At 65.1% G+C, this 23,083-nt stretch carries 22 protein-coding genes and 2 pseudogenes; 19 read left to right on the forward strand and 5 right to left on the reverse strand.

Features of this window, described 5'->3' with window-relative positions:
• Positions 1-7 precede the first annotated feature (7 nt).
• Complete coding sequence (locus tag O1G22_RS24170) at positions 8-358, forward strand: VOC family protein (protein WP_270083232.1); 351 nt, start codon at positions 8-10, stop codon at positions 356-358.
• Positions 359-404: 46 nt separating this feature from the next.
• On the opposite strand, the gene O1G22_RS44915 is transcribed toward O1G22_RS24170, so the two are convergent.
• A complete protein-coding gene (locus O1G22_RS44915; RefSeq protein WP_270083233.1) occupies positions 405-557 on the reverse strand; it encodes a recombinase family protein in 153 nt (50 codons plus the stop codon).
• A 331-nt stretch (positions 558-888) separates the two neighbouring features.
• Between O1G22_RS44915 and O1G22_RS24180 the strand changes: the two genes are divergently transcribed.
• Positions 889-2,178, forward strand: a complete 1,290-nt coding sequence (locus O1G22_RS24180; RefSeq protein WP_270083234.1) for a glycosyltransferase 87 family protein — start codon at positions 889-891, stop codon at positions 2,176-2,178.
• 234 nt (positions 2,179-2,412) lie between these two features.
• Here the strand turns inward: O1G22_RS24180 and O1G22_RS44920 are convergent, their stop codons facing one another.
• Positions 2,413-2,559, reverse strand: coding sequence for a hypothetical protein (locus O1G22_RS44920; protein ID WP_428986397.1), 147 nt, complete (start codon positions 2,557-2,559; stop codon positions 2,413-2,415).
• Positions 2,560-3,011: 452 nt separating this feature from the next.
• On the opposite strand from O1G22_RS44920, the gene O1G22_RS24190 reads away from it, so the two are divergent.
• The 7 genes and pseudogenes from O1G22_RS24190 to O1G22_RS24220 all read left to right on the forward strand — a co-directional run.
• Positions 3,012-3,596 carry a hypothetical protein gene (locus tag O1G22_RS24190; protein WP_270083235.1) on the forward strand — a complete coding sequence of 195 codons (585 nt, stop codon included), beginning with the start codon at positions 3,012-3,014 and terminating at the stop codon, positions 3,594-3,596.
• A 319-nt stretch (positions 3,597-3,915) separates the two neighbouring features.
• A complete protein-coding gene (locus O1G22_RS24195; protein WP_270079380.1) occupies positions 3,916-5,154 on the forward strand; it encodes an IS256 family transposase in 1,239 nt (412 codons plus the stop codon).
• 133 nt (positions 5,155-5,287) lie between these two features.
• Positions 5,288-5,506 (forward strand): hypothetical protein, encoded by a 219-nt coding sequence (locus tag O1G22_RS24200; RefSeq protein ID WP_270083236.1) that lies wholly within the window; start codon positions 5,288-5,290, stop codon positions 5,504-5,506.
• A gap of 773 nt (positions 5,507-6,279) precedes the next feature.
• Positions 6,280-7,062: pseudogene (locus O1G22_RS24205) on the forward strand (tyrosine-type recombinase/integrase); the annotation flags it as partial.
• A gap of 435 nt (positions 7,063-7,497) precedes the next feature.
• Positions 7,498-8,109, forward strand: a complete 612-nt coding sequence (locus O1G22_RS24210; RefSeq protein WP_270083237.1) for a hypothetical protein — start codon at positions 7,498-7,500, stop codon at positions 8,107-8,109.
• A gap of 341 nt (positions 8,110-8,450) precedes the next feature.
• Entirely contained in the window at positions 8,451-11,429 is a 2,979-nt protein-coding gene (locus O1G22_RS24215) for an FG-GAP repeat domain-containing protein (RefSeq protein WP_270083238.1), read from the forward strand.
• A gap of 61 nt (positions 11,430-11,490) precedes the next feature.
• Positions 11,491-11,568 (forward strand): annotated as a pseudogene (locus O1G22_RS24220) (transcriptional regulator); the annotation flags it as partial.
• Positions 11,569-12,130: 562 nt separating this feature from the next.
• On the opposite strand, the gene O1G22_RS24225 reads toward O1G22_RS24220, so the two are convergent.
• The gene (locus O1G22_RS24225) at positions 12,131-12,886 is read right to left on the reverse strand and encodes a GntR family transcriptional regulator (RefSeq protein ID WP_270083239.1); all 756 of its coding nucleotides are present in this window, start codon (positions 12,884-12,886) and stop codon (positions 12,131-12,133) included.
• Between the two features lie 79 nt (positions 12,887-12,965).
• On the opposite strand from O1G22_RS24225, the gene O1G22_RS24230 reads away from it, so the two are divergent.
• The 6 genes from O1G22_RS24230 to O1G22_RS24255 all read left to right on the forward strand — a co-directional run bounded on the left by O1G22_RS24230 (position 12,966) and on the right by O1G22_RS24255 (position 17,105).
• Entirely contained in the window at positions 12,966-13,250 is a 285-nt protein-coding gene (locus O1G22_RS24230; protein WP_270083240.1) for a hypothetical protein, read from the forward strand.
• 516 nt (positions 13,251-13,766) lie between these two features.
• Positions 13,767-13,991, forward strand: coding sequence for a hypothetical protein (locus tag O1G22_RS24235; RefSeq protein ID WP_270083241.1), 225 nt, complete (start codon positions 13,767-13,769; stop codon positions 13,989-13,991).
• A gap of 8 nt (positions 13,992-13,999) precedes the next feature.
• A complete protein-coding gene (locus tag O1G22_RS24240; protein WP_428986398.1) occupies positions 14,000-14,731 on the forward strand; it encodes a GntR family transcriptional regulator in 732 nt (243 codons plus the stop codon).
• Positions 14,728-15,030 carry a hypothetical protein gene (locus O1G22_RS24245; RefSeq protein ID WP_270083243.1) on the forward strand — a complete coding sequence of 101 codons (303 nt, stop codon included), beginning with the start codon at positions 14,728-14,730 and terminating at the stop codon, positions 15,028-15,030. Before O1G22_RS24240 ends, O1G22_RS24245 begins: the two co-directional genes overlap by 4 nt.
• Positions 15,031-15,272: 242 nt before the next feature.
• Positions 15,273-15,920: a hypothetical protein gene (locus tag O1G22_RS24250; RefSeq protein ID WP_270083244.1), complete on the forward strand. Its 648-nt coding sequence runs from the start codon at positions 15,273-15,275 to the stop codon at positions 15,918-15,920.
• A gap of 30 nt (positions 15,921-15,950) precedes the next feature.
• A complete protein-coding gene (locus O1G22_RS24255; protein WP_270083245.1) occupies positions 15,951-17,105 on the forward strand; it encodes a helix-turn-helix domain-containing protein in 1,155 nt (384 codons plus the stop codon).
• Positions 17,106-17,615: 510 nt separating this feature from the next.
• Here O1G22_RS24255 and O1G22_RS24260 read toward each other — a convergent pair.
• On the reverse strand, positions 17,616-18,059 hold the full coding sequence (locus tag O1G22_RS24260) for a DUF4145 domain-containing protein (RefSeq protein ID WP_270083246.1): 444 nt from the start codon (positions 18,057-18,059) through the stop codon (positions 17,616-17,618).
• 646 nt (positions 18,060-18,705) lie between these two features.
• On the opposite strand from O1G22_RS24260, the gene O1G22_RS24265 reads away from it, so the two are divergent.
• Together O1G22_RS24265 and O1G22_RS24270 are read left to right on the forward strand one after the other, a co-directional pair.
• Entirely contained in the window at positions 18,706-20,184 is a 1,479-nt protein-coding gene (locus O1G22_RS24265) for an RNA-directed DNA polymerase (protein WP_270083247.1), read from the forward strand.
• A gap of 93 nt (positions 20,185-20,277) precedes the next feature.
• A complete protein-coding gene (locus tag O1G22_RS24270) occupies positions 20,278-20,985 on the forward strand; it encodes an SMODS-associated NUDIX domain-containing protein (protein ID WP_270083248.1) in 708 nt (235 codons plus the stop codon).
• A 340-nt stretch (positions 20,986-21,325) separates the two neighbouring features.
• Here the strand turns inward: O1G22_RS24270 and O1G22_RS24275 are convergent, their stop codons facing one another.
• Entirely contained in the window at positions 21,326-21,790 is a 465-nt protein-coding gene (locus tag O1G22_RS24275) for an NUDIX hydrolase (RefSeq protein ID WP_270083249.1), read from the reverse strand.
• Between the two features lie 18 nt (positions 21,791-21,808).
• Between O1G22_RS24275 and O1G22_RS24280 the strand changes: the two genes are divergently transcribed.
• Positions 21,809-22,588, forward strand: a complete 780-nt coding sequence (locus tag O1G22_RS24280) for a GntR family transcriptional regulator (RefSeq protein ID WP_270083250.1) — start codon at positions 21,809-21,811, stop codon at positions 22,586-22,588.
• A gap of 138 nt (positions 22,589-22,726) precedes the next feature.
• On the forward strand, positions 22,727-23,083 hold the full coding sequence (locus tag O1G22_RS24285; RefSeq protein ID WP_270083251.1) for an SCO3933 family regulatory protein: 357 nt from the start codon (positions 22,727-22,729) through the stop codon (positions 23,081-23,083).

The raw sequence follows: 23,083 nt of genomic DNA on the forward strand, positions 1-23,083 counted from the left end.
CCAGCCAGTGATCGTGACTGCCGACCAGGACGTTCTGCTCGGCTTCCATACGAAATTCTTCGGCGCCGAGGAGATCTTCCGGGTGCCGACCGAAGGCCCGGCCTTCTATCTCGGCTTGCGCATCGGCGACACCGACCTCGGGCTGGTGGCCAAGGCGAACCCGGGGACTGGGGCGGGGTCACGGATCCCGCTCAGCATCGGTGTCGACGACGTCGACGAGACGCTCGGCCGGGTGGCGGCGCTGGGCGGCTCGGTCCGCGGCGGCCCCAACGACATGCCGTGGGGACAGCGCGTCGCCCACATCCAGGACCCCGACGGCAACCCGGTGAACCTCACTCAGCCGATCCCGGCCCGGTGACGCTGTTCCGGGGCATGCGCTGATCGTGGGCTACCTGCGGTAGAGATCAATTGCCGATGCCCTGGTCGATGACGTGCAGCTCGATGCGGCGCTCGCGCAGGTCGGCGCCGAGGGGCACTCGGTGCAGCACGGAGCGGGAGAGCCGGTCGAGCCGGGTGACCTTCAATGTGTCACCCTCGCGCAGCAGTTGGAGGGACAAGGTCGAGCTTTGGGCGGGACGCCTTCGCGCCGCTCGCGGTGTCGACGTGGAAGTTGTCGCAGTCGACACCGGCCCGCAGCAGGGCGTCGACTCCCTCGCATGCCCGACAACCGAGCGGTACCGGCCCACTCATTGTTCTTGACGCACAGCGCGGTGCCCACAAACGGAATCTGAGCACCCTCTCTTCATGCCCGCAGATATTGGCACGGCTCACCCGAACCTGTCTCTCACGTTCTTGACCTCGACACGGTTCACGTGAGGCTTCAAGTCTACAGCCATTCGCTATGGTGAATTCATTCATGTGCTATCTCGCCGTAAGGGGGCCGGTCAGGTGAAGAGTCGCAGACCGTGCAATGCTGCGGCCGAGCTGGAGCGCGTATTTCCAGATCGGATTCGAGTGTCAGTGTTCGGAATTGCGATTTTTACACTTGCCATCATCGGTCATATGTGGACCGTTTGGGCCAAAGACGTATGGTGGCTTATCGACACAGAGGTGTATCGCGCCGGGGCGGAACGGGTCACGGCATCATTGCCGCTTTACGATCATAGCGTTTATGATGGGCTGCAGTTCACGTATTCCCCGTTCGCCGCACTGTGTTTCGTGCCGCTCACGCTTTTCTCGATGGATTCCCTGCGCTTCCTGGTGACATGTGTGAATCTTGCTGCGCCGCTGGTGGTGGTGTGGATGGCGTGGGGCTTCTTGGGGTACAGGCCCAACCACGGCCGGCTTGCCATGACGTTCCTCGTCGGAGGTTTCGCTCTCTGGCTCGAACCGGTGCGGACCACTGTAGTGCTCGGGCAGGTCAACCTACTGCTCTTGATCCTCATCATGATGGATTGTGCGCCCCGTGGCTCTCACAGGGCGCGAGGAGTGGGGGTCGGTATCGCAGCCGCTATCAAGCTCACACCGTGTATCTTCGTTGTCTACTTTGTGGTGACACGCCGATTCAAAGCCGCCCTCGTATCCGTGCTGACAATTCTGGCCACGATCATGATCGGCTTCTTTGTTATTCCTGGAGATTCGGCAAAATACTGGGGAGGGCTGTTTCTTGACTCAAGTCGCATCGGTGCAGTCACCAATGTGGGAAATCAGTCTATTGCCGGACTGTTGTCCCGTCAGATGCATGTTCTTAATCCGCCGACACTACTTTGGATGGCCCTCTCGGGGCTGACCGTAGTTATTGCCCTGACCTTCGCTGCCCTGGCTCACCGGTGCGGTGAGGAACTGCTGGCGATCAGCATTGTGGGCATCTCCAGCTGTCTCGCATCTCCGCTTTCCTGGAGCCACCATTGGGTCTGGGTGATCCTGCTCCTGGTGATCGGGGTCCATCACGTCCAAGGGCATCGACGGTGGGCCGCCCTCTCTGTAGCGGCCTTCGTCATGCTGTTCTTCTCATGGATCGTCGGAAAGTCCAAACTCCCGGACAGGACGCCTCCGATGGGAATCATCCAACGAACCTCCCAAGCTGAATGGAGCATGCTGGTCTGCAATAATCTCTATGTGTGGATCGCAGTTATCGTCTATGCAGCGACCTTCTGGTACCTCAGTAGGATTGCTGCAAAGGACTTTCAGCCGGATCCACCGGTCGGCGACCGGAACGGGGAGTGCCTGGCACAGTGAGGTGCCTGCCGAGCTGGGATGGGAGGATTTTCTACTTGCCGAGTCGGGATGCCATCGGCGAGGGCCAGGGTCTGAGTGCCGTCGTTGACGTCGGCGACGGACCGGTGCCCTCGCCCCCCTTCTCGCGCGGATGTGGGACGCATCCACGCAGGCCCGCGACGAGTCCAGCGCGTCGGCCGCGTACAACTCGGCGAGCAGGAGACGGTGCAACCGGTCGAAGGCGTCGGCCTCGTGTCACCGGCCCAGCCGGCGCCAGCAGGTCTGACCGGAGCCGAACCCCAGCTCCAGCGGCAGTAGTTGGCCGCTCACATCGTTGTAGAGCACGTACAGGATGTACTTCAGGCACAGCCGGTCGTCCACGATCCACGGCCGGTTGCCCACACCTCACGAACGGCGGAATCGTCGTACTGGTCACGCTCGACCAGGGCACCGCAACAAGATCGTGTCACGAGCTCTGAGGGTGTTTCGTCTGGATCACCGTGCGGACCGGAGCAAGCGGCGCGTGAGACTGCTGCGGTTGAGTGACAAGGAGTACGGCCCCCGAGGATGTTCACGATGTGAGGAGTTGATCTCTCTTAACTTCTTCTGAGATCGATGTGTCGCCCAGCAGGTGGTCGCCTGCGTCCGCCGGCCATGGGGGTCATCGGATGAAACTTCGTCCCTGGGTTGCAGCGCTGCTGGCGGGCGCGGCTATCGCCCTCGTGTCTCCGTCGGCCGGCGTCGCTGCGCAGGTGTCTGCACGGCACGCGTCCGGCTCCCTGTGGCTCCACGAAGGGGACGGGCACCACGGTCACCACAGTCCCTGGCGTGACTGCCACAGCCAGCGCCGTGTCGTGCTCATCGACAACAACCTGAGGGCAATTCTGACCGATGGCCGGCGTGGGCCCGAGGCTGTCGTTCTTCAAGGGGCTTCGGGATCCTCGTCCTCGTCGCCGGCGGCTCCGTGGGACAGCTTTACTGTCTTGACGTATATGGACGTGAATTATCCCACCCAGACCGACAACCAGTATGAGTTTGCGATCACTGACTTCTTCCGGGTGCACCCGCTCTTCGTGGTGAAAGCCTTCGACCGTCACGAGCGAACCTTTCCCTTCCCGGCCGCCCACTGCGTCAACGACCAGGAGGACGGTGACCGCGGGGACGGTACTCGTCCGCATGGTGGTACAACTGCTGACGGGAGCGGCTCGTCCGGCTCCCCGTTCCCCCAGAAGGGGGACCACCATCAAAACGGCCCGGGTGAGCAGGGGACTCTCGCCCCCGAGGCCACCATTTCCCCTGTTCCGCGTGATGGCGCGGCTGCCGGCTGGAGCGCCGGCCTTCTGAACGCGAAGCACATCGTGATCGCGGCCGGCGGTTTGCTGATGGTTCTAGGAATGCTCGCCAGGGCTTGGCTTCGCCGACGCCGTTCTGCCTCGTGACACTCGGCCGGAAGATGAGCCGGCAGCACCTTTGGTCCCTGACATGACGTCACATCAGGAGCCTGATGTACTGCCACCTCAGTCATACCCATTGACGAACGACCGACCTCCCGGGAGGCGGCCGGGCCCCAACGCAGGGCCGCCGAAGGCGCATCCGTGCAGCTCCCGTCCAGCGGCCCACGCAGTGGTTGCGTCCTGGGAAGTGGTGTACGGGTTCGACCTGATCCGGGGGTTTGCTCCCGCGTCGGGGTGACGCCCGCATAGATGAACGGCCACCGGCTGATCTTCGAGATGTCGAGTCACGAAGGAGATCAGCACGATGACCGCACCCGACAGTCTGCCCCTGCACGCCCTCGCGGAGGACAACCTCGCAGCGGCGAGTCCCGATCTGCTGCGCGCGATGGTCAAGACGTTCGCGGACGCGCTCATGTCCGCCGAGGCCGATGCCCTCTGCAATGCTGAATACGGGCAGGTCAGCGACGAGCGAGTCAACCATCGCAACGGGTATCGCCTTCGCGAGTGGGACACCCGCGCGGGCACCGTCGAACTCGCCGTTCCCAAGCTGCGTCAGGGCAGTTACTTCCCGCACTGGCTGCTGGAGCGTCGCCGCCGGGCTGAGCAGGCCCTCATCAGCGTGGTCGCCACCGCCTATCTGCTCGGCGTCTCCACCCGCCGAGTGGAGAAGCTCGCCGAGAGCCTGGGCGTCACCCAGCTGTCGAAGTCCCAGGTCAGCGCCATGGCCAAGCATCTCGACGAACAGGTCGCCGCGTTCCGCAACCGGCCCCTGGACGCCGGCCCCTACGCGTTCGTCTGGGTGGACGCGCTCACGCAGAAGGTTCGCGAGGGCGGCCGCATCATCAACGTCCACGCGCTGATCGCGGTCGGCGTCAACGCCGATGGGCACCGTGAGATTCTCGGCCTGGACGTGGCCACTGCCGAGGACGGCGCCGGCTGGCTGGCCTTCCTGCGCTCCCTGATCGCCCGCGGCCTATCGGGCGTCCAACTGGTCATCTCAGACGCGCACATGGGCCTGGTCAACGCGATCGGGGCCACCCTGCCCGGCGCGAGCTGGCAGCGATGTCGTACTCACTACGCCCGCGCGTTGCTGAGCCAGGTGCCCAAGTCGGCCCAGCCGTGGGTGGCCACGCTGCTGCGGACCGTCTTCGAACAACCCGACATCGATGCAGTCCAGTCCCAGATGCGGCACGTCCTGGACGCATTGGAGGCCAAGTTCCCCAAGGCGGCAGCCCACTTGGACGCCGCTCAGGGCGATGTGCTGGCGTTCACCGCGTTCCCGCGCGAGATCTGGCGGCAGATCTGGTCGAACAATCCGCAGGAACGGCTCAACAAGGAGATCCGCCGCCGCACCGACGTGGTCGGCATCTTCCCCGACCGCACCGCCCTGATCCGCCTGGTCGGCGCGGTGCTGGCCGAGCAGAACGACGAGTGGACCGAAGCCCGCCGCTACATGGGACTCGACCTGCTGGCCAAGGCCCGCCTCCACCCGATCGAGTCAGAAACCGACGACACAGTCATCCCGACGGAACTCACCGCATAGCCTCAAAGAAGAGATCACCGAGTGGCCGTCGATACACCACTCCCGCGGACGTGACCCACGCAGTCGTCGGGAAGGCGAAGACGTAGTCCCGTAGCTGTTGTGCGGCTTGTAGAGGACTCGCTGTGTAGTCTGCGTGGCTATCGTCCGGTACGGGCCGGCCGACTCCGGTGTGGAGATCGGGGCGAGAGCCGAGCAGGTCTTCTTCCCTCGGCAGTATCTGCGGTTCGACCGCCACCGGTGGGTGCGCACCACCGCTGCCACTGGTCGCCGGAGGTCTTTGAGCGGGACTGGTCAGGAGGAACTGCTGCTTCCGGCCGTGGTCGGCGTGGCCGAGGGGGCTGGGGGCGGCTGAGCGGTTGGGCCTGGCTGCGCGGCTGAGTGTGGCCGAGGAACTATTGCTTCCGGCGGAGGCCGATGTGCCTGAGGGGCTGGGCGTGTCCGAGGGGCTCGGGCGGGGGTCGTGGGGGCACAGCCAATCAGGGTTTTTGAATCCGAAGCTCAGGCCCCACTCCCTGTCGCAGCCGCCCCAGTATGTCCCCACCCAGCCGCAGTAGGGCCCGCCGTAGCTGAAACAGGGGGGCGCTGATTCCTGAGGGTCCGGATTCGTGAAGGGGGGCTGGGGCGATGCGGCTTTGCTCCGCGAGATGCCGTGGCCGCTGACCATGCGGACCTGCGTGGCATTGGAACTCTGGGACAGCCAGTCCGTGAAGAAGAGAGGCAGGCCGATGACTGAGGCGGAAGCCGCCACCGTTGCAGCAGCGAGAGCACAGCGGACCAGGCGCATGACTGTTCCTCTCGGCTTTGTGGTCTGTCGCAGGTGTGGACGAACTCCGTGCACGGGTGCCGCCGCTGTACGCGCTGGAGCTGAACGTATGGTTTGGAGACCACCCCAACAACCAGCGAACCGCCGGTCAGGTGGCCTTGCTCCGGTTTTTCACTCGAAGAGTCTCGCCTCGATCTCCTGCCATGTGACACCGACTGCATCTTTCGCGCGATGCCTACTCAGCTCCCGACCACAGCGGCGCCGTCTGGCGCAAGTCGCCGCACAGCGCCGGCGAAGGCCACCGGGGCCGTGGTCGCGGACCTCGATGCGGACATGGTCCCCGTCAGGGCGGGCGGTCACTTCGGTTCCTCGTGCGCCTGGAGAAGGACACCACCGCAGCAACCGCCAAGGAATCACACCGAGTTCTGCGCTCGGCACTGTCCTCCGCCTGCCGCGAGGAACTGATCACACGCAACGTCGCCAGGCTCGTTGAGCCGCCCCGTACGGACACACCCGAGCTGCACCCCTGGACCCTGGACGAGACGCTCGACTTCCTGGCCGCCTCCCGCAAGGACCCGCTCTACGCAGCATTCGTGCTCGCCATCGCCATGGGCCTCCGTCGTGGGGAGATCGTCGGCCTTCGCTGGTCGGACGTCGACCTCGACAACCGCGTCCTGTACGTCCGCCACCAGGTCCAGCGCCGCCGTGGCGTCCTGTACGACGACGACCCCAAGAACCGCCGTCGCCGTGCCGTCCCGCTGCCCGCCCTCTGCATCGCGCCCCTGCGCTGGCAGCGCATGCGGCAGGCGGCCGCCCGAGCCAAGGCGGGGGAGAAGTGGCAGGAGTCGGACTACGTCTTCGCCACCCGGAACGGTCGGCCCGTCGAGCCGCGCAACCTCTACCGCTCGTTCACCCGAGTCGCCGAGTCCGCCGGCCTCCGCGTCATCCGCCTGCACGACGCCCGCCACGGCACCGCCACCCTCCTCACGACGGCCGGAGTCGCGCCCCGCCTCGTGATGGAGATCCTCGGGCACTCCCAGATCAGCACCACCATCGACGTCTACACCCACGTCGTCCAGGACACCCAGCGTGAGGCCATGAGCCACATGGACCGGCTGCTCAGGAGGCGTCCCGGTCGTCAGTGACCGCGCTGTGACCGCGCTCGTTGATGTCAGCTGTAGATGCCAGAGGGGCCTCATCTCCCAAAATTGGTATGTGAGCCCCCTCTGAACTGGTGCCCCCGGCAGAATTCGAACCTGCGACACCCGCTTTAGGAGTTTTCCCTGGGCAGGGCTGTGACCTGCGGAAACGTCGACTACGTGGCGTCTGGCCCAGGAAAACACCTCTCCGTGGTTCTCGCGTCTTCACGGGACTTCCCGTCCCCGTGTGTGCTGAATCCGTTCCGGCGAGGACTGATGGCGAGGCTGCCAGGGGTCCTTCTCGGCATGGTGCGGGTCAGCTGGCCGTGCACGCCTGGCCGGTTACCACGATGGGGTGAATCCAGTAGGTAAGCGGCAACCGCACGCCATCTTCACATGTCCCACATCTTGCTTTCGACAGCAGACATCTTGGGGGGACCCGTGAGTAACCAGCAGCCGCAGCATCCCGGATGGGCCGGCCCGCAGCAGCCCTACGGCCAGGCCCCTCACGGCCAGCAGCCGTACGGGCAGCCGCCGTTTCAGCCGCAGTCGCCGAGAAAGGGACCCGGCGCCGGGAAGGTCATCGGTCTCGGCTGTCTCGGCCTCGTCGGCGTGGCCGTCGTCCTCGGCATCGCCGCCGCGGCCGTCAGCGGCAGCGGCTCGAACGACTCCAGCAGCAGCGCCTCGAAGTCCACGACCGGCAACAAGACGGCCGCCGGTGCCAAGGACGACAGCAAGAAGGCCGGCGCCCCGAAGACCGTCGTCTTCAAAGTCTGGGGGACCGCCCCGGCCGGAGCGCTTGGCGGTCTCGACATCAACTACGGCTCCGACAACGACACCCGCAAGGGCGTTTTCAAGAACGGCAAGTTCGAGGCCACCCTGCCCCTCAAGAAGGGGGCGATGTACTACACGCTGAACGCCCAGCTGCAGGGTTCAGGGGACGTCAACTGCAGCGTGACCGTGGATGGGCAAACGAAGTCCGGGCACGCGTCGGGCGGCTACAACATCTGCGATGCCCAGCTCAGCAGCGACTTCACCGGCGGCTGGCAGTAAGAGGGGCCCGGATTCCCGGCCGCCCGTCCTCGAACCGAACAACTGCCCATGTCCCACAGCGAGATCTTCGCCTGGCGCCTACGCCGCTCCGCCTTCCACTTCACCTGAGGCCCGCAGTGCGGCATGACCATGGGCACTCCGTGCAGCCTCGAAGAACAAGACGGACAGGCCCGCGACGTCACGTGCCGGCGCGGGGTGTGGCCCCCTGCCGTGGTGCGGGGGGAAGGTGCGTACACTGACGCGACTTGAGCGGACTGGGTACCGGCCGCCGGCGTGCTCCCCCTCCCCCCACCATGGCCGGCGTTGAGCGCCCGGTGCGCTCCCTTCATGGGGAGGAACGGGTGACTCGACACCCTCACAGACGCGGCCGTCTGCTGGCCGCGGCCACCGCGACCGTGCTCGCGACAACCTTGGCTGCTCCCGTCGCCTGGGCGGACACCGCCGCACCAGGACCGGTCACCGCGCCGATCACCCTGCCGGCCGAGACCGTTCCGGCCTCCGTCGACCCGGGCCAGGTGGTCGACGTCTCCTCTACCGGTGTCCTGCACGGCAGTTACGGGAACAGCTACGCCTGGACCGACTTCGCCTCCGGGACCACCACGCAGCTGGCGTTCCCCTCCGGCGGCGGGAACGCCCGGTACGCCGGCAACGGGCTGGTGGCGTTCTACGCCAACGGGGCCGGCGGCACTCCGCTGGTGTTCCAAAGCCTTTCCGACGGCAGCCGCCGGACGGCCTGCGACTGCTACGTATACGGCGCCTTCGCCGGAAAGGCCCTGGTGTCCGACTACGGGAGGGGGCTGGCACTCGCCTCGCCGGACGGCACCCTCACCCCGGTCACCGCGCCGGCCGACGCCGTGTTCAGCAGCTCGGTTTGGGGCGGCGGGGACAACGATCACATGATGATCGGCTACGAACAGGATGGCGCCCAACACTATTTGTGGATCAACGTTGATGGCAGCACCTCCGTGATCGACGCGTCCTCGCTGCCGGGAACGGGACGGTTCGCTGTCGGCGACGGCAAGCTCGTTTTCCTGAACGCCGCCGGCGACGTCCGGGTCTTCGACGCAGGCGACGTCACGGCGCCCCCGGTGTCCGTCACCCTGAGTCTGCCCGGTTCGTCCCGCCCGGTCGGCGTGGTGGGGGACAACCTCATCGTGTCTACGTACGGAGGGGACTCCGGCTTCACGTTGTCGGCACTCCCGCTGAACGGGGGGCCCGGCCAGTCCCTGGGCACCGGTTACCCGGTCACCGCCGCACCGTTCACCGACCCGGAGTCCCCGGACGGCAAGGTCGTGGTCGCGCAGCCATCGGCGTCCGGCGCCACCCTGCGTGTGCTGACCGCCGCCTCCGACGGCTCCGTGGACTCGACCGCCCTCGCGGACTTCCCGACGGCCACCTGGCGGCCGGACGCCCTCGCGCTGGCGAACGGGGAACTGACCGTCGCCTACACCAGTCCGTACACCCCGGGCAGTTCCCGGATGCAGCACACCGAACTGCCCGTCGACGCCGCGGGGACCACAGGCTCGACCACCTCGCTGGCCACCTATCTGCCGCAGGGTGACGCACTGTTCGCGTCCGCCGACGGCTCGCCGGTCGTGGTGGACGCGGCGGACGGCGACATCCGTGCGGGCGCCGGGTCCATGACCCCCACCGGCCTGTCCGACCTGAGCGACGTCCAGGTGGCCGGTTCGACGGAGGCGTTCAGCGGCCTGACACCGGCGGGGACGCGGGTCATCCAGATCGGTACGGGCGCCAACACGCGCCAGTTGCCCTTCAAGACGTTCGCACTGTCCGCGACCACCCTGTGGACCCAGACCGCGCCGGGCACGGTCACTGGCGTCGACCTGAGCACCTCGCCCAGCACCGCCCCCGCGCCCGGCACGTTCACCGTTGCGGACTGCCCGCTGTCGGTACTGCGGGCGAACGGCCCGTGGATCTACTGGGCCTGTGCCACGGCCGACGGCGGCGCCGGGGTCTACAACACAGCGACCCGCACGTCGGTGCCCGTGCCGTGGACCACCGACGGGGACACCGCACTCGGCGACGGGTTCGTGGCGACCGTCTCCGGCCACGTCCTAAGCGTCACCGACGTCACCAGCGGTACGGCACAGACCCGCAAGGTCGCCGACCTGACCGACCCCGTGCTGGGACAGGGCTGGACCGTCGATCCGTACGGCGGCGGGATCGCGTACGCGGGCAGCGACGGCACGGTGCACGTGGTGCCCAGCGGGGTGTCGCCGTCCGACGTGGCCCTGTACGGCCAGACGACAACCGGCGTCAGGAGCGCCGGTACGGCGTGGCAGGGCACATGGCAGGTCACCCGCCCGATCGCCTCCTGGACGCTGACCGTGACGAGCTTGGCCACCGGCAGGGTCGTCAGCACCGTCACCGGCGGTCCGGCCCGCGCGCAGTTCACCGCGCAATGGGACGGCACCGAGCCGGGCATCACCCGGCCCTCGATCGGGCCCTACACGTGGAAGATCACCGCACGGCCGGCCGACGGCCAGGGGCCGGACGCCACCACCACGGGTACGACCCTGCTGCCCGGCGGCGCACCGGCGTTCCACGACTTCCAGTCGGCGAACGGCCTGCAAGACACCTTCGGCGACATCCTGGTCCGCACCTCGGCGACCACCTTCTCCTACAAGGACAGCACCGGAAACGGCTCCTTCATCCCGCTCAAAGACAAGTCGACGTGGCCCGCCGGCACCACGGTGGTGCCGTTCGGTCCTCTGCGCGACCGGAAGGCCAACGACGTGCTCGTGCGCACGCCGTCCGGTGATCTGCGCGTGTACTCGATCCTGTACAACGGCAACGCCTACACCGACCTGGGCACCGGCTGGAACCAGTTCAAGTGGCTCGGCCACGCCGGGGACGTCAACGGGGACGGGTACCCGGACCTGCTGGCGTGGAGCGCGTCGAACGGCAACCTGTACCTGTACCCGGGCAACGCCCAGGGCCGGTTCGGGGCGCGGAAGCTGCTGCGCACCGGCCTGGCGTACACCAAGCTGATCGCGGTCGGGGACGTCACCGGTGACGGGGTGGGAGACCTGCTGGCGTACGACCACCAGGGGAACCTGTGGCTCATGGCCGGCAACGGCAAGGGCGACTATGCAGCGCGCAAGGAGATCTTCGCCGACTGGGGACAGGGATACAACACGATCATCGGCGTGGGCGACGTGACCGGTGACGGCCAGGCAGACCTGCTGGAACGCGACTCCGCCGGAAACGTCTGGGTCAACCCGGGCCGCGGCAACGGCACGTTCGGCGCCCGGATCAAGGCCGGCGCCGGCTGGCAGAACTACTTGAATCTCTACTGACGGCCACACGATGCGGGGTCGGAGGGCTACCCTCCGACCCCGCGCCATGTGGCCTGGATGTGGCCTGGTCGTCGGCCGCCGCAAGGGTTGTTCGGTGATCTACGCGCTCCACGACAACCACGTTGCCGAACCCCTCGACTGGGGAACGTGTTCGGTTGTGATCAAGGGGGGCTCCTGTGAGGTCCTTGATCCAGATCATCGAGGCGCGAAGATGGAGGCCGGTGAGGTAGCTCCCCGGGGTCTTGTCATGCTCGGCCACTCCTCGACCACCGGTACGGCTGACACGTACACGATCCTCCTGCCCGAGGCCGGCCTCGCCATCACCGAGGCCGCAGCCCGACTCGTACCGCGCGCCCCATACCGAGGCCGAAGCGGCGGAGGGGAACGTGCCGGACGGTGCTGATCCGTCCGGAGAAATATCGGGGCCTGGCACTCCGTCCGCTCACGCAAACGGCCCCGGACGAGACGTCCGAGGCCGAACAGGACCCCTCCCTGGGGAAGAAACTCCAGGTCAGAGCGGTAATACGTGGTGCCCCCGGCAGGATTCGAACCTGCGACACCCGCTTTAGGAGTTCGATCTACACCCGCCCCTGGGGCCGTCGACGGCTGGTCCGACGGTCGTGCGGGGGTGCTGCTGTATGCCGCCGTCCGGCCTCGTTGATGTCAGCCGTGGATGTCAGAAGTCGCGCTCTGACCGGCGGCTATCGGTTGATCGGAATCTCATAGACGATCTCGCAGTGAGCGGCGGGCACCACGATGTCCGCCGTCTCCACGGGCCGCCCTTGGTCGCTGTAGTACGTCCGCCGGATGTGCGTGACGAGCGCGGCCTTCTGGATGCCGAGTATCGACGCCTCCTCCGCAGTCGCCTGCCTCGGCTCGGGCTGTTCCACGGCGTGGCTGACGGTGACGCCGATCGCGGCCATGCGGTTCACGACACCCGCCCCGGCGTGCGGCCCTCCCTCGGGGAGCACTACGAGTGTGCCGGCGGTGAGGTCGTACGGCTCCCAACTCGTCGACAGTTGGACGGGCCTGCCGTCGGCCAGGAACTCGTACGTCGTCCGGACGCACAGGTCGCCCTCGGCGATGCCGAGCCGCGCCGCGATGTCCGCCGGAGCCGGCACCTTGGCCTCGGTCCGGCTCTCCCAATCCCCTTGCCTGCCTACGGCCTTCATGTCCGCGCGGAACGGCGATCCGCTGGGCTGTTCCCGGGCCGACGACCGGACCACTCGGACCCGTTGCCGGGGCTCGGCGACGTACGTGCCCGATCCGGCCCGCCCTTCCAGCACGCCTTGGGAGATCAGCAGCTCCTGCGCCCGGCGGACCACGTTCTCGCCTACGCCGCACTCCTGGCCGATCTGGGCGCGGGAGGGCAGGCGGTCTCCCGGCTCCCATACGTGCTCCGCGATCCGCCGCCGGAGCTCGTCGGCGATGCGGAGATAGGGCGGCTGCTCAGGCATATGGAAAATCTAGTCCACTAGCCCTAATCTAGTTAACTAGCTTCACTGAAAGTGATCGCCGGTTGACGGAGGCTGCCCTGTGCCCGCTTCGGGAGTTACTGCGGCGGCCATCGCTGCCCGGCTGTCCGCCGTCGGGCTTCCCGCGTGCGTGGAGGAGCACGACCGGTACGCGTCGGTCGAAGCGGAGGTGCCGGACTCGCTCTCCGCCGATTTATGGCGGGAGGTCCTGGAAGCGGTGGCGGAAGCCGATCGGTTTGGTCTCGTCGCCACCAGCCTGAACGACCGCACCCTCTGGGCGGTCGTACGTAAAGCGGTCCCCACGACGGGCGATGTCGGGGGACCAGCCATCAGCGATAGGAGCTGAGTAGCGTGCTCAACCGTATCCGTCGTGCCATCTCGCTCACCAGAGCGCGATACTTCCCCAACGGCAGGCATCGGCGCGCCTTAACGCCCTCTCGACGACTGGCCGCCCCCGCCTACCCTGCGTCCGCTGACGTGTCAACGGTCATCCTGAGCCGGACTTCCGACACCGCGAACCACCGTCACCCGCTTGTGGGGGAAGAAAACGCGCTCGTCCGCCCGTACGTGCTGGCTTGGGAGGAACGAGTACGGCCGCGCGCGGTGGCCGCCGCTCCCCATCTGCCGGCTGAAGCCTGGTCGGCCCTGGCGGGGGCCCGCTGATGCCTCCTCGCCAACAGCTTCACGTCACCGACGCCTCGGCCATCCCCTACCAGTCGACCGCGTGCCATGTCGGAACACACCCTCTTTGCGTGGAGTCCTCCCCGGTCTCTGCACCGATCGACCTGCCGGTCGTCTATGAGACGTGCGCGTGCCCGTGTCACTCGGTGTCCAACTGGTCCACGCCCGCGGAGGAGGAGCGGTGAACGGCAGGGCACCCGGCGGCGCGTTGGTATCCACCATCGAGGTCTCCGCGACCACCGTGCAGCGTGGCGACGTCATCCAACTCGGCGGCCGGGCCTACCAGGTGACAGACCTCTTCCAACTCCCTCAAGGTGCCAAGCAACTCCTCTTCAAGTCAGGCGAGTTGTTGACCATACACGGGCGAACCCGGCTCACCGCCGTTCGCGTGCTGAGAAGGCGGTGAACCGGTCCATGCCTTCACGCCATCACGACATCGCCGATGATCTCCGGCACCAGATCACGACCGGCCTCATCAAACCTGGCGAACGCCTGCCGTCCGAAGCTAGCCTCGCCGACCGCTACAAGGTCAGCACCGTGACATTGCGGAGTGCCCTCGCGGTGCTCCAGGGTGAAGGCCTCGTCGAGAAGATCCACGGCAAAGGCAACTTCGTTCGTCGCCCAGGCCGCAAGATCGTTTACGTCGGCGGATGGGGCACGCTGGACCCGTGGACCGCCGCTGAAGCGGCTCTGCGTGTCACCGTTCGCACCAACACGGTTCAGGCAGACAGTCATCTGACGACGTTGCTCAAGGTGCCGACGGGCAGTCCACTCGCCGAGTTCTTCTGCATCAGTCACGAGGAAGATTCACCGCGCGGACTGGCCCGCATCTACATCCCACGCGACCTGGTCCCGGCCGGAGTGCTGGACGACGAACCCTCCTGGCAGGAGACCGCACTACGACTCGCCGTTCTGGGCTCGTCGCCGGCAACCGTCCGGGAGACGGTATGCGCCCGCACACCAACACTGGACGAAGCATCGGCCCTCCGGACCGGCTCCTCCAAGGCGGTCCTCGCGATTACGCGCGTCGCGACCGACACCACCGGGCGAGTCGTCGAGGCCGCGCTTCTGGCGTTCCCAGGGGATCGCGTCGACGCGGTCTTCACCACCCACCACGTGACCGATGAGAGGCAGACGCAGGGATGACGGCACCGAACGAACTACGACTCCTCCCGTGGTCGGGGCCAGAAGGCAAGCCCTGCTACCTGAAAACCGACGACAAGCACGGCTACATGTCCCGCCTGGCGGACAACATCGAAGCGGTACAACTGGGAACGGCAGCCGAGCTGTTGGAGCATGCGTTGGACGCCCTTGACGACCACGACCAGGGCCCGGAGGACCTGCGACGGTTGGGCAAGGAACTGACCGGGGCATTGCGAGACGTGCTGCGCGTTGCGACCAGCCGGGGTCACCTCCTGGCGGTGAGCGACCCTCATCGCCTCTAGGGGACAGTTGCGTTAGCGGCCACGGTCTGTTCAACGCGGCGCAGTCTGCTGATCGGCCGGCTGGCTGCCCAGCGTGACAGAAGAAGCCCGCGACTCTGAGCCACCTGGTCCGAGCGGTTCCTAACTCGCTCGGACCAGGTGCGTTCAGGCATGTCAGCCTGCTGAGCAGCAACGCTTCTTGATTTTCCTCCTCTAATGAGGGAGGATTTCCGGAAATCACACTTCGTGGTCAGGGGCTGAACATGGCAGTCATGCACGTTGAGGATTCACGCGGTCGGAGCCGCCTCGCGGACCTGGGGCTCTCGACCGAAACCATCGAGAACGTGCTGCGGCGCGCTGAGGCGGAACGCAACTTCTGTACGCCCCTCGACCCCGTCTCGCTGCCCGGCAACATCTTCTGGGGGCGAACCATCCGCTTCCTGCGCGAGGCGTACATCCGCAAGGGATGGCGGAGCGTGAGCCCCAGCAACGTTTCGCTCCTGCTGTCACCGGACGAGGACTTCGCGATCACTGCCTCCAGCGGCAACAAAAGCACCGGCTACGCCGCGCTCACTCCGGCGACCCGGTATGCGAAGGGCACTGCCGTCATCCGACGGGTTGAGACCAACCGGCAGCTGGTGTTCCCTGGCTATGAGACTGCCCTGGAGCCTCAGGGGGTCGGAGAAGGGATACCCACCTGGTTCCTCCTGTACCAGCACGTGAACACCCTGACGGGGACGAGGCTTCACTACGAGCTGTCACTGCCAACGAACCCGGGGAGCCGTGGCAAGATCGACAGCTGGCACGAACGGATCATCTTCCCTTACATCGACTTCGAGGGCTTCAATCCCTTTCCGAACGACGACGACGGCGAAGGCGGCATCGACATTCCGATCGAGCGTCTGGGCTGATCGTCCAACCCACAACCCATTGGCACTTCCATGACCACCGCATCCCGCCTCGTCCTGGCGCGCAAGCGCCGCGGGCTCACCGTCACCCGTCTCGCCCAGATGGTCGGACTCACCGCCCGGAGGCTGTCCGACTACGAGAACGGCCGGGCCTACCCACCCCCGGCCTCTCTGACGGCCCTCGCTGAGGCGCTGGAGTTTCCGGAGTCCTTCTTCGCCGCCGAGGAAGTCGCTGACCTGTCCGTGGAGTCGGTCAGCTTTAGGGCGCTGAGCAAGATGACAGCCTCGCAACGGGATATCTCCCTCAGCGGTGGTCGCCTCGCACGGATCCTGCAGGACTGGATCGGCGCCCGTTTCAGGCTGCCGGCGCCGGAGCTTCCGTCGCTTACGTCGTTCAGCCGTCTCGGCAGCGACGACGAACCAGTGTTCCCGGGCGAGGCTGGCGCCGAGAACTGCCCTGCCGAGCGGGCGGCCGAACTGGTGCGCACGCGTTGGGGATTGGGTGTTTCTCCGATCCCCAACATGGTTCATCTACTTGAAGCGCACGGCGTACGGGTGTTCTCGCTGTCGCGTGACTGCCCGGAAGTGGATGCCTTCTCCTTCTGGGATCGGGGCATCCCCTTCGTGCTGCTGAACACTGGGAAGACCGCCGAGCGAGGACGCTTCGACGCCGCACACGAGCTGGGGCACCTGGTGCTGCATGGCGAGGAACAGGTCCCCCACGGCCCTCAGGCCGAAGGGGAAGCTCACCGCTTTGCGGCGGCCCTGCTCATGCCGGCAGCAGACGTACTCGCGCACGCACCTCGTAACGCGACCACCTCTTGGATCCTCCAGGCGAAGAGACGCTGGAAGGTCGCTGCTATGGCGCTTGCCCACCGCCTCCACGAACTCAACCTCACCACTGAGTGGCAGTACCGCACTCACTGCGTTGAGCTCAGTCGCATGGGCTACCGGAAAGCGGAGCCCCAGAGCACGCTGACGCGGGAGACGTCCCAGGTGCTGGGCAAGGTCTTCGCCGCTCTTCGAACAGAAGGCACCCCGCCGGCAGACGTCGCGCGTGACCTTGACCTGCGTCCCGCAGACCTCAACGACCTGATCTTCGGTCTTGTGGTCACTGCTCAGGAGGGCGGCCGAGGCAGTGCTCGCGCGACTGCACCTGGCAGGCCGCATCTATCCGTCGTGCGATGAGCCCCGCCTTTGCGGCTACGGAGGAACGTTCCATCGGACAACAGTGGTGCGGTTCACACTTGTTCCCCGTGAGTTCCCCACAGGTTCTGGCACGGGAATGGCACGCCTCTTGCCCCCGTCTCCTACGAACACCGGAAGCTGACTCTTGGACGTCTGCGCCTCAGCCGACGAACGTCAACCACGACGGCGGGTGTGTCGAACGATCAGGCGCGCGTGTGTCAGAGCAAGCTTCACCGGGCCTCAGCCGCGCTGTCCGATGACGTCCGTCAGGGCAAGCTGTGCCGGCAGAAGTGCGGTAGCGGACCATTGGGCGATGACCTCTTCGTCCCGAAGCAACTTGGGCGGGGGCTCGGCCTTGGGATCGTGGCCCGCTGAGCTGCTGTGATGGTCCGTAGGCGTACGTGATTGTCCGCCATCGTTCGTCGGCGTTGTCACGCAGTTAGACACTCACTCGTTGCCGTTTCTCGCCGAAGCGTGGGTATCGTCGTGGGCACGCCATCGGGTCTTCAGCTACTCGGCTGTCCCCTCTGGCACGGCAGCGTTAGCTGGCCCCGGGGGTGCCTGGGAACGCTCTAGGCGCCGCTGCCGGGCACGTGCCACGCGAGCTGGGGACTGAAACAGGTCGTTCAGCACCTCATCCATGAGCGTCAAGATTTCTTCGGCCGCCTCGTGATCAACTGGGGTTAGATCGCCATGGGCTGCCTCGTTACCACCGAAGCGCACTTCGTGGGCTGCTTCCTTGACGTGCCCGCGCAGTAGCCCCAGTTCGTGAAGCTCATCAATCTTCGCGATCAGGCTCCCTTTGGTGACCCCCCTTTCCTTCGCGGATGCCTCGACCACGGCCCGCGCGAGTGTGACAGCAGCTCGGTCGGCCTTGATCGTCAGGCAATCGTGTGCTTCAACCGCGAGCGACTCGATGGCTGGGGGAACATCCGGGAACGTCCTATTGGACATCGCGGGAGGAAGCCATCGTGGCTCCCCGGCTTCGGGGTGGTTCCAGAGATCAGAGGGAGCCTCGTCCCAATCGTTCGTGGGCTGGAAGTCTGTCCATCCGTGAGCGAGTACCAGCCGATGGCAGTTGGCACACTGGTAGGTCTCGAACCCCACGTTGAGATGGCTGTTGTGATCGGGGACCACCTCAGCTCTGCCGACAGGCCTCATGTGAGCCAACCGTCCACACCATCCGCATGTCGTGCTCGCCATGGTCGGAGACTAGTGCGAAGCGCCACGCCAAGCATGGGGTTTCGACCGCACTACGCTCCGACCCGACCAAGCTGCAGAGCTGCCCCGTGCTGGCAGCGTCGAGGCCCTCAGCTTGGGAAGCTGGGGTTCTCTGAGCGTGGGAGTGCTGCTGAGCTGCGGCGGGGGCGAGTCGAGGCTTGGTAGGCAGTTCGTTGACTCCCGGATGTTCCCCGTGGGTCTCAGCACGATCTGGCATGCGTCTGGCACGCGGCTTGTCACCGACGGCAGCAACTCGCCGCTCCTCTGCCTCAGGAAGCCAGGCAGGCGCACTCAACTGAGACTGTCACTCAGCCCCCCTCTTCTATTACGCTATGTGTTCGCGCGTCGGTGGCGCCGATTAGGGGGAGCAGCAAGAGACATGAACCGCCGCCCGTTCTTCGCATATCTCGATGAGGCGTGGACTCGCCTGTTTCATGGGCGAGGACGGTCAGAAATACCCGACATCATCAATTGGGCAGACATAAACGCCTCCTGGTTTGATGTCCGCAAAAATGTTGTGACCGCACTCCGAAGCGGCCAAGTCGGCCCCGACTATGTCGAGGTTCTAGATCTCCCCAAAAATCCTGTCGCCGTTCGACCGATTGCACGCCTGACAGTACATGATCGCCTCGTTTACGATACGCTCGTCTTCTCCATTGCCGAGCTGGTTGAGGCTCAGCTTCGCGAGAGCGTTTACAGTGCAAGATGGGGTGACAACGGTAAGTCTTTCTGGTCGCCTGTTAACTCGTGGGTTTCCATGCAAAAACACGGCGTGCAGCTGGTGACGGAAACCCCGTTTCAGCTAGCTCGGACCGATGTCGTTTCATTTTACGAGCATATCGACATCGATACACTGGCAATCGATATCCAATCCACTGGCGCATCCCCTCGGGTGACCGAAAGCCTAATTACCTATCTCCGAATGTTCCAGTCTTCGAGCCATGCTTGGGGAATACCGCAGGGGCCCGACTCTTCAGCAATTTTGGCCAATCTTTATCTCTTGCCCGTGGATGAGTTCGTTCACAGGTCAGATTTCGAGTACCTGCGCTACTCGGACGACATGATGATATTCGACACAGAGAGGGAGTCTCTCCGGGACGCCTTGCTTGAAATAAATGCCATTCTCCGCTCGCGTCGCCTCTCTATGTCTATGACTAAAACCAGCATCCATGACGAGGCGAACGCACTTTCACAACTTGAGGACCTAGAAAAGGACGCGATCAATTATGGGCTAAAGATCGGAGAAATCGGAGCCGACGAAAGGCTCTATAAACTCTTTCTCGAAGCAATCGCAGGGAAGCAATTAGATCGAGATGTTAAGTTCGCCCTCTTCCGTATGGGAAACTTGAAGGATGATCGCGCCCTCCCCTGGGCCCTGCGACATCTCAAGGAAAGTCACCATTTGGTGGTTGAGATAATCAGATATCTTGAGTGCTTCCCTGAGCGCTTGCATGCAGTTACCAGGGCCTACGTATCCACGATGCGGCAGGCCGCCGATCGCAAGTACGACAGCCTGGAACAGCGCATACTCCAGGCCGCTACGCGCCAGAGAATCAACTCACCCGACATCCGAGATGCAGCCTGGGCGATACTTCAGAACAAGAATAAGTCGAGCCTCCCTCGCGAGTTTGCTGCCCGATACCTCGGAAGGGTAAGTACGATTGCTGACGGGCAGCTCCTACGCCGCGAGTACGAGCACGAATCCGACGTAAACGTTCGACGTGCGCTGCTTGTCGCAATGTACGAAGCCCATTCAGTCTCCCGCCCGCTACTTGAGAGACTGGCCCAATCTAATTCCAGACTAGTGTGGGTGAGTCGTTACCTCCTCGGCGACCCCGTAGTGCCCCTACCTCGCTAGGAGAATTCTTTGCTGCGGCTTACTGTCTACGCACTCCTGGCGATTTCGTCAGGAGTAGCCAGCTTTTTTATCACTAACTCCACCCTTGTCAATATGACGGCTGGTCTCAGTGTCGGCCTGTTCGTACCAGTGGTTGACGAGATAGCGCAGAACTGGGGCAACATTAGACACCTTTGGTATTCACTGCGCTATCGCAACCGTTCTATCCGTGTCTCGACCTCGTACCTGTTCAAAATCTACGTTGACGGAAAGTACCTGCTGATCCGGGGATCGCGGTACCGCACTCAGTTCCAGCCAGTGGGCGGGGTGCATAAGGTTTCGCCCCAAGGGAACGCTACGCTTTCTGCCATGGGGGTAACGGATGATGACCTGATCCCTCTTGATTCCGTGAGCTATGGCGATCTACGCGTACGAGTTCCAGGGAAGAAGATATTTCAGTTTTTCCGGTGGTTCAACTCTCGGCAAGGTCGCGAGGATTCTCCATGGCGAGAGTTCCAAGAAGAATTGCTTGCCACTGGAATTCTGCCGCTAGATAAATTCCCGCATATTATGCATAATTATCTCGGGCGAGAGGTGGATCGGATTCGCTACAGTCCGTGGGCTGAATCGCTGGAGATTCTTGTGGCGGACGTTTATGAGCTTGTGCCGAATCAAGAACAAGAGGACGCATTTCGTCAGCTGGCTGCCACTGGCCATCCGGACATCGTGTGGGTCTCCTCGCAACAGATCAAACGTCGCGGTGCCGTCGCGGGACAGCCTCAGACCATTGAGATCTCGGCACACAGTCAACGGATCCTGTGACGAGGTCGGCGGAGCGGGTTTGGGGTGGCGCTGATTTGGCGCGAGTGATCATGGCCCCGTAAGCTTCCGGCGAGTCGGGCAGTCTGTGGACCTGCCCGGTAAAGCACGACGTTGGGGCCATGATCTTCGAGGCTCGCGCCAAAGTGGCTCCGTAAAGCCGTGGAGCTGACCGCTCCAGCCACGACGTATCCCCTCTCTGGCATCAGGTGGCTGCATGCTTTGAGCGCGGCACGGGCGCCGGCCGGGCTGGAGCGGGGCGGAGACAGGAGCGCAGGCCCGGCCGGGGGCCGGGCCGCGCGCGGTGAGCGGAGCGAGCCGCCTTGATGAAGGAGAGAAGGTTTTATCCCGCTGGGATGAGGCGCTTGCCGTCGTGGCTGCGTACGTGGGGGCCGTTGCCGTCCAAGGCGTCCAAGAGCCGGACTGCGAAGACCTCGGCCATGCGCTCGCTGACCTCCTCGGGCGTGAGCCAGGAGACGGCCGTGGACTCACTTGAGGTGCGCTCGGTGCCTCCGGAAGGCTTGCAGCGGAAGACCAGGGCCACGATGCCGCGGGTCACGTTCTTGTAGACGCCGGTCAGTTCGTCTACCTCGACGTGGATGCCTGTTTCCTCCAGGACCTCGCGGGCTACGCCGGCCTCGGGGGTCTCGTTGAGTTCGAGGATGCCCCCGGGAAGTTCCCAGGTGCCATTGTCAGCTCGGCGGATCGCCAGGAGGCGGCCGTCCTCGCGCACCACTACTCCGGCCACGGATACGGAGTGCAGGGGGGAGGGTGTCGCTTCCTGTGCTTGACTCATGTAGAGGAGCATAGGAGGCAGAGAAGGACTATGGGAACTGCGGCTGGAGGGGTCGGATCCGGGCCTCGGTACGTGCAGATCGCGGACGAGATCGTGCAGCAGATCCGGGCGGGGGTTCTCAAGCCTGGTGACATGGTGCCGAGTGAGTCTGAGCTGGTGGATCGCTATGGCGTGTCCGGCGGGACGATTCGTAAGGCCATGGTCGAGGTGCGGGCGAGTGGGCTGGTCGAGACCCGGCACGGCAAGGGCTCGATCGTGAAGAGCCGGCCTCCGGTGCGGCACCGCTCCTCTGATCGCTTCCGGCGCTCGCTCCGGCAGGGTGGGCAGGCGGCTTACCTCGCGGAGTCCGCGCAGTCCGGTGCGGCTGCCAAGGTCAGCGTGCTCTACATCGGGCCCATGGAGGCGCCCGAGGATGCCGCCCAGCGGCTCGGCGTCCCGGTCGGTACGCAGGTGCTGGCTCGCCGGCGCCTCTACTTCCGTAACGGCACCCCGGTCGAGACGGCGACGTCGTACCTGCCCTGGGACGTCGTGAAGGAGATCCCGGAGCTGTTCTCCGAGAACCCCGGCGGCGGTGGCATCTACGCCCGACTCGAAGACCACGGGCACGAGTTCGCGGAGTTCGTCGAGACGTTGCAGGCGCGGCCGGCCTCGAAGGCGGAGGCCTCGGAACTGGCGCTGAGTCCGGGTGCGCCGGTGGTTCATCTGATCCGTGAGGCCCGTACGACCGAGGGTCTCGTGGCCGAGGTGTGCGACACGCTCATGGCCGCTGACCAGTTCGTTTTCGAGTACAGGATCCCTGCCGCCGACTGACGCCCGCTCAACTTCCTGCAACCCGTCGCGAGTTCTTCTTCGCGGCGGGTTGACTCATGTACAGGAGTGAGGCACTCTTCTTCATGTCACTCATGTACATGAGTGGCGGAGTTCAACATCTATAGAGGAGTGATCTTTGTGCGTCAGATTCCCGTCGACACTGCCGGTGCGGTCGTGATGGTCGCCAAGTCCCCGCAGGTCAAGGTGCGTGACCGTCGTACCGGCGAGATCGCCACCGACACGGAGACCGGGGCGAAGCTGATGACGGTGGACGTGATGTTCGCGGCGAACGAGGAGGTGGAGATCCTGTCCATCACCGTCCCGGAGCCCGGGATCACCGGCGAGCTGGCCATGGGCACGCCGGTCGCGCTCACCGGTCTGATCGCCCGGCCGTGGGAGAACGACTTCAACGGTCAGAAGCGGCACGGCATCGCGTTCCGCGCGGTTGCGGTGACCTCGCTCGCCGCCGCCGCCGCAGGGCCCAAGGCGGCCTGA

The sequence above is a fragment of the Streptomyces camelliae genome (assembly GCF_027625935.1).
GTDB classification, from domain to species: Bacteria; Actinomycetota; Actinomycetes; order Streptomycetales; family Streptomycetaceae; genus Streptomyces; species Streptomyces camelliae.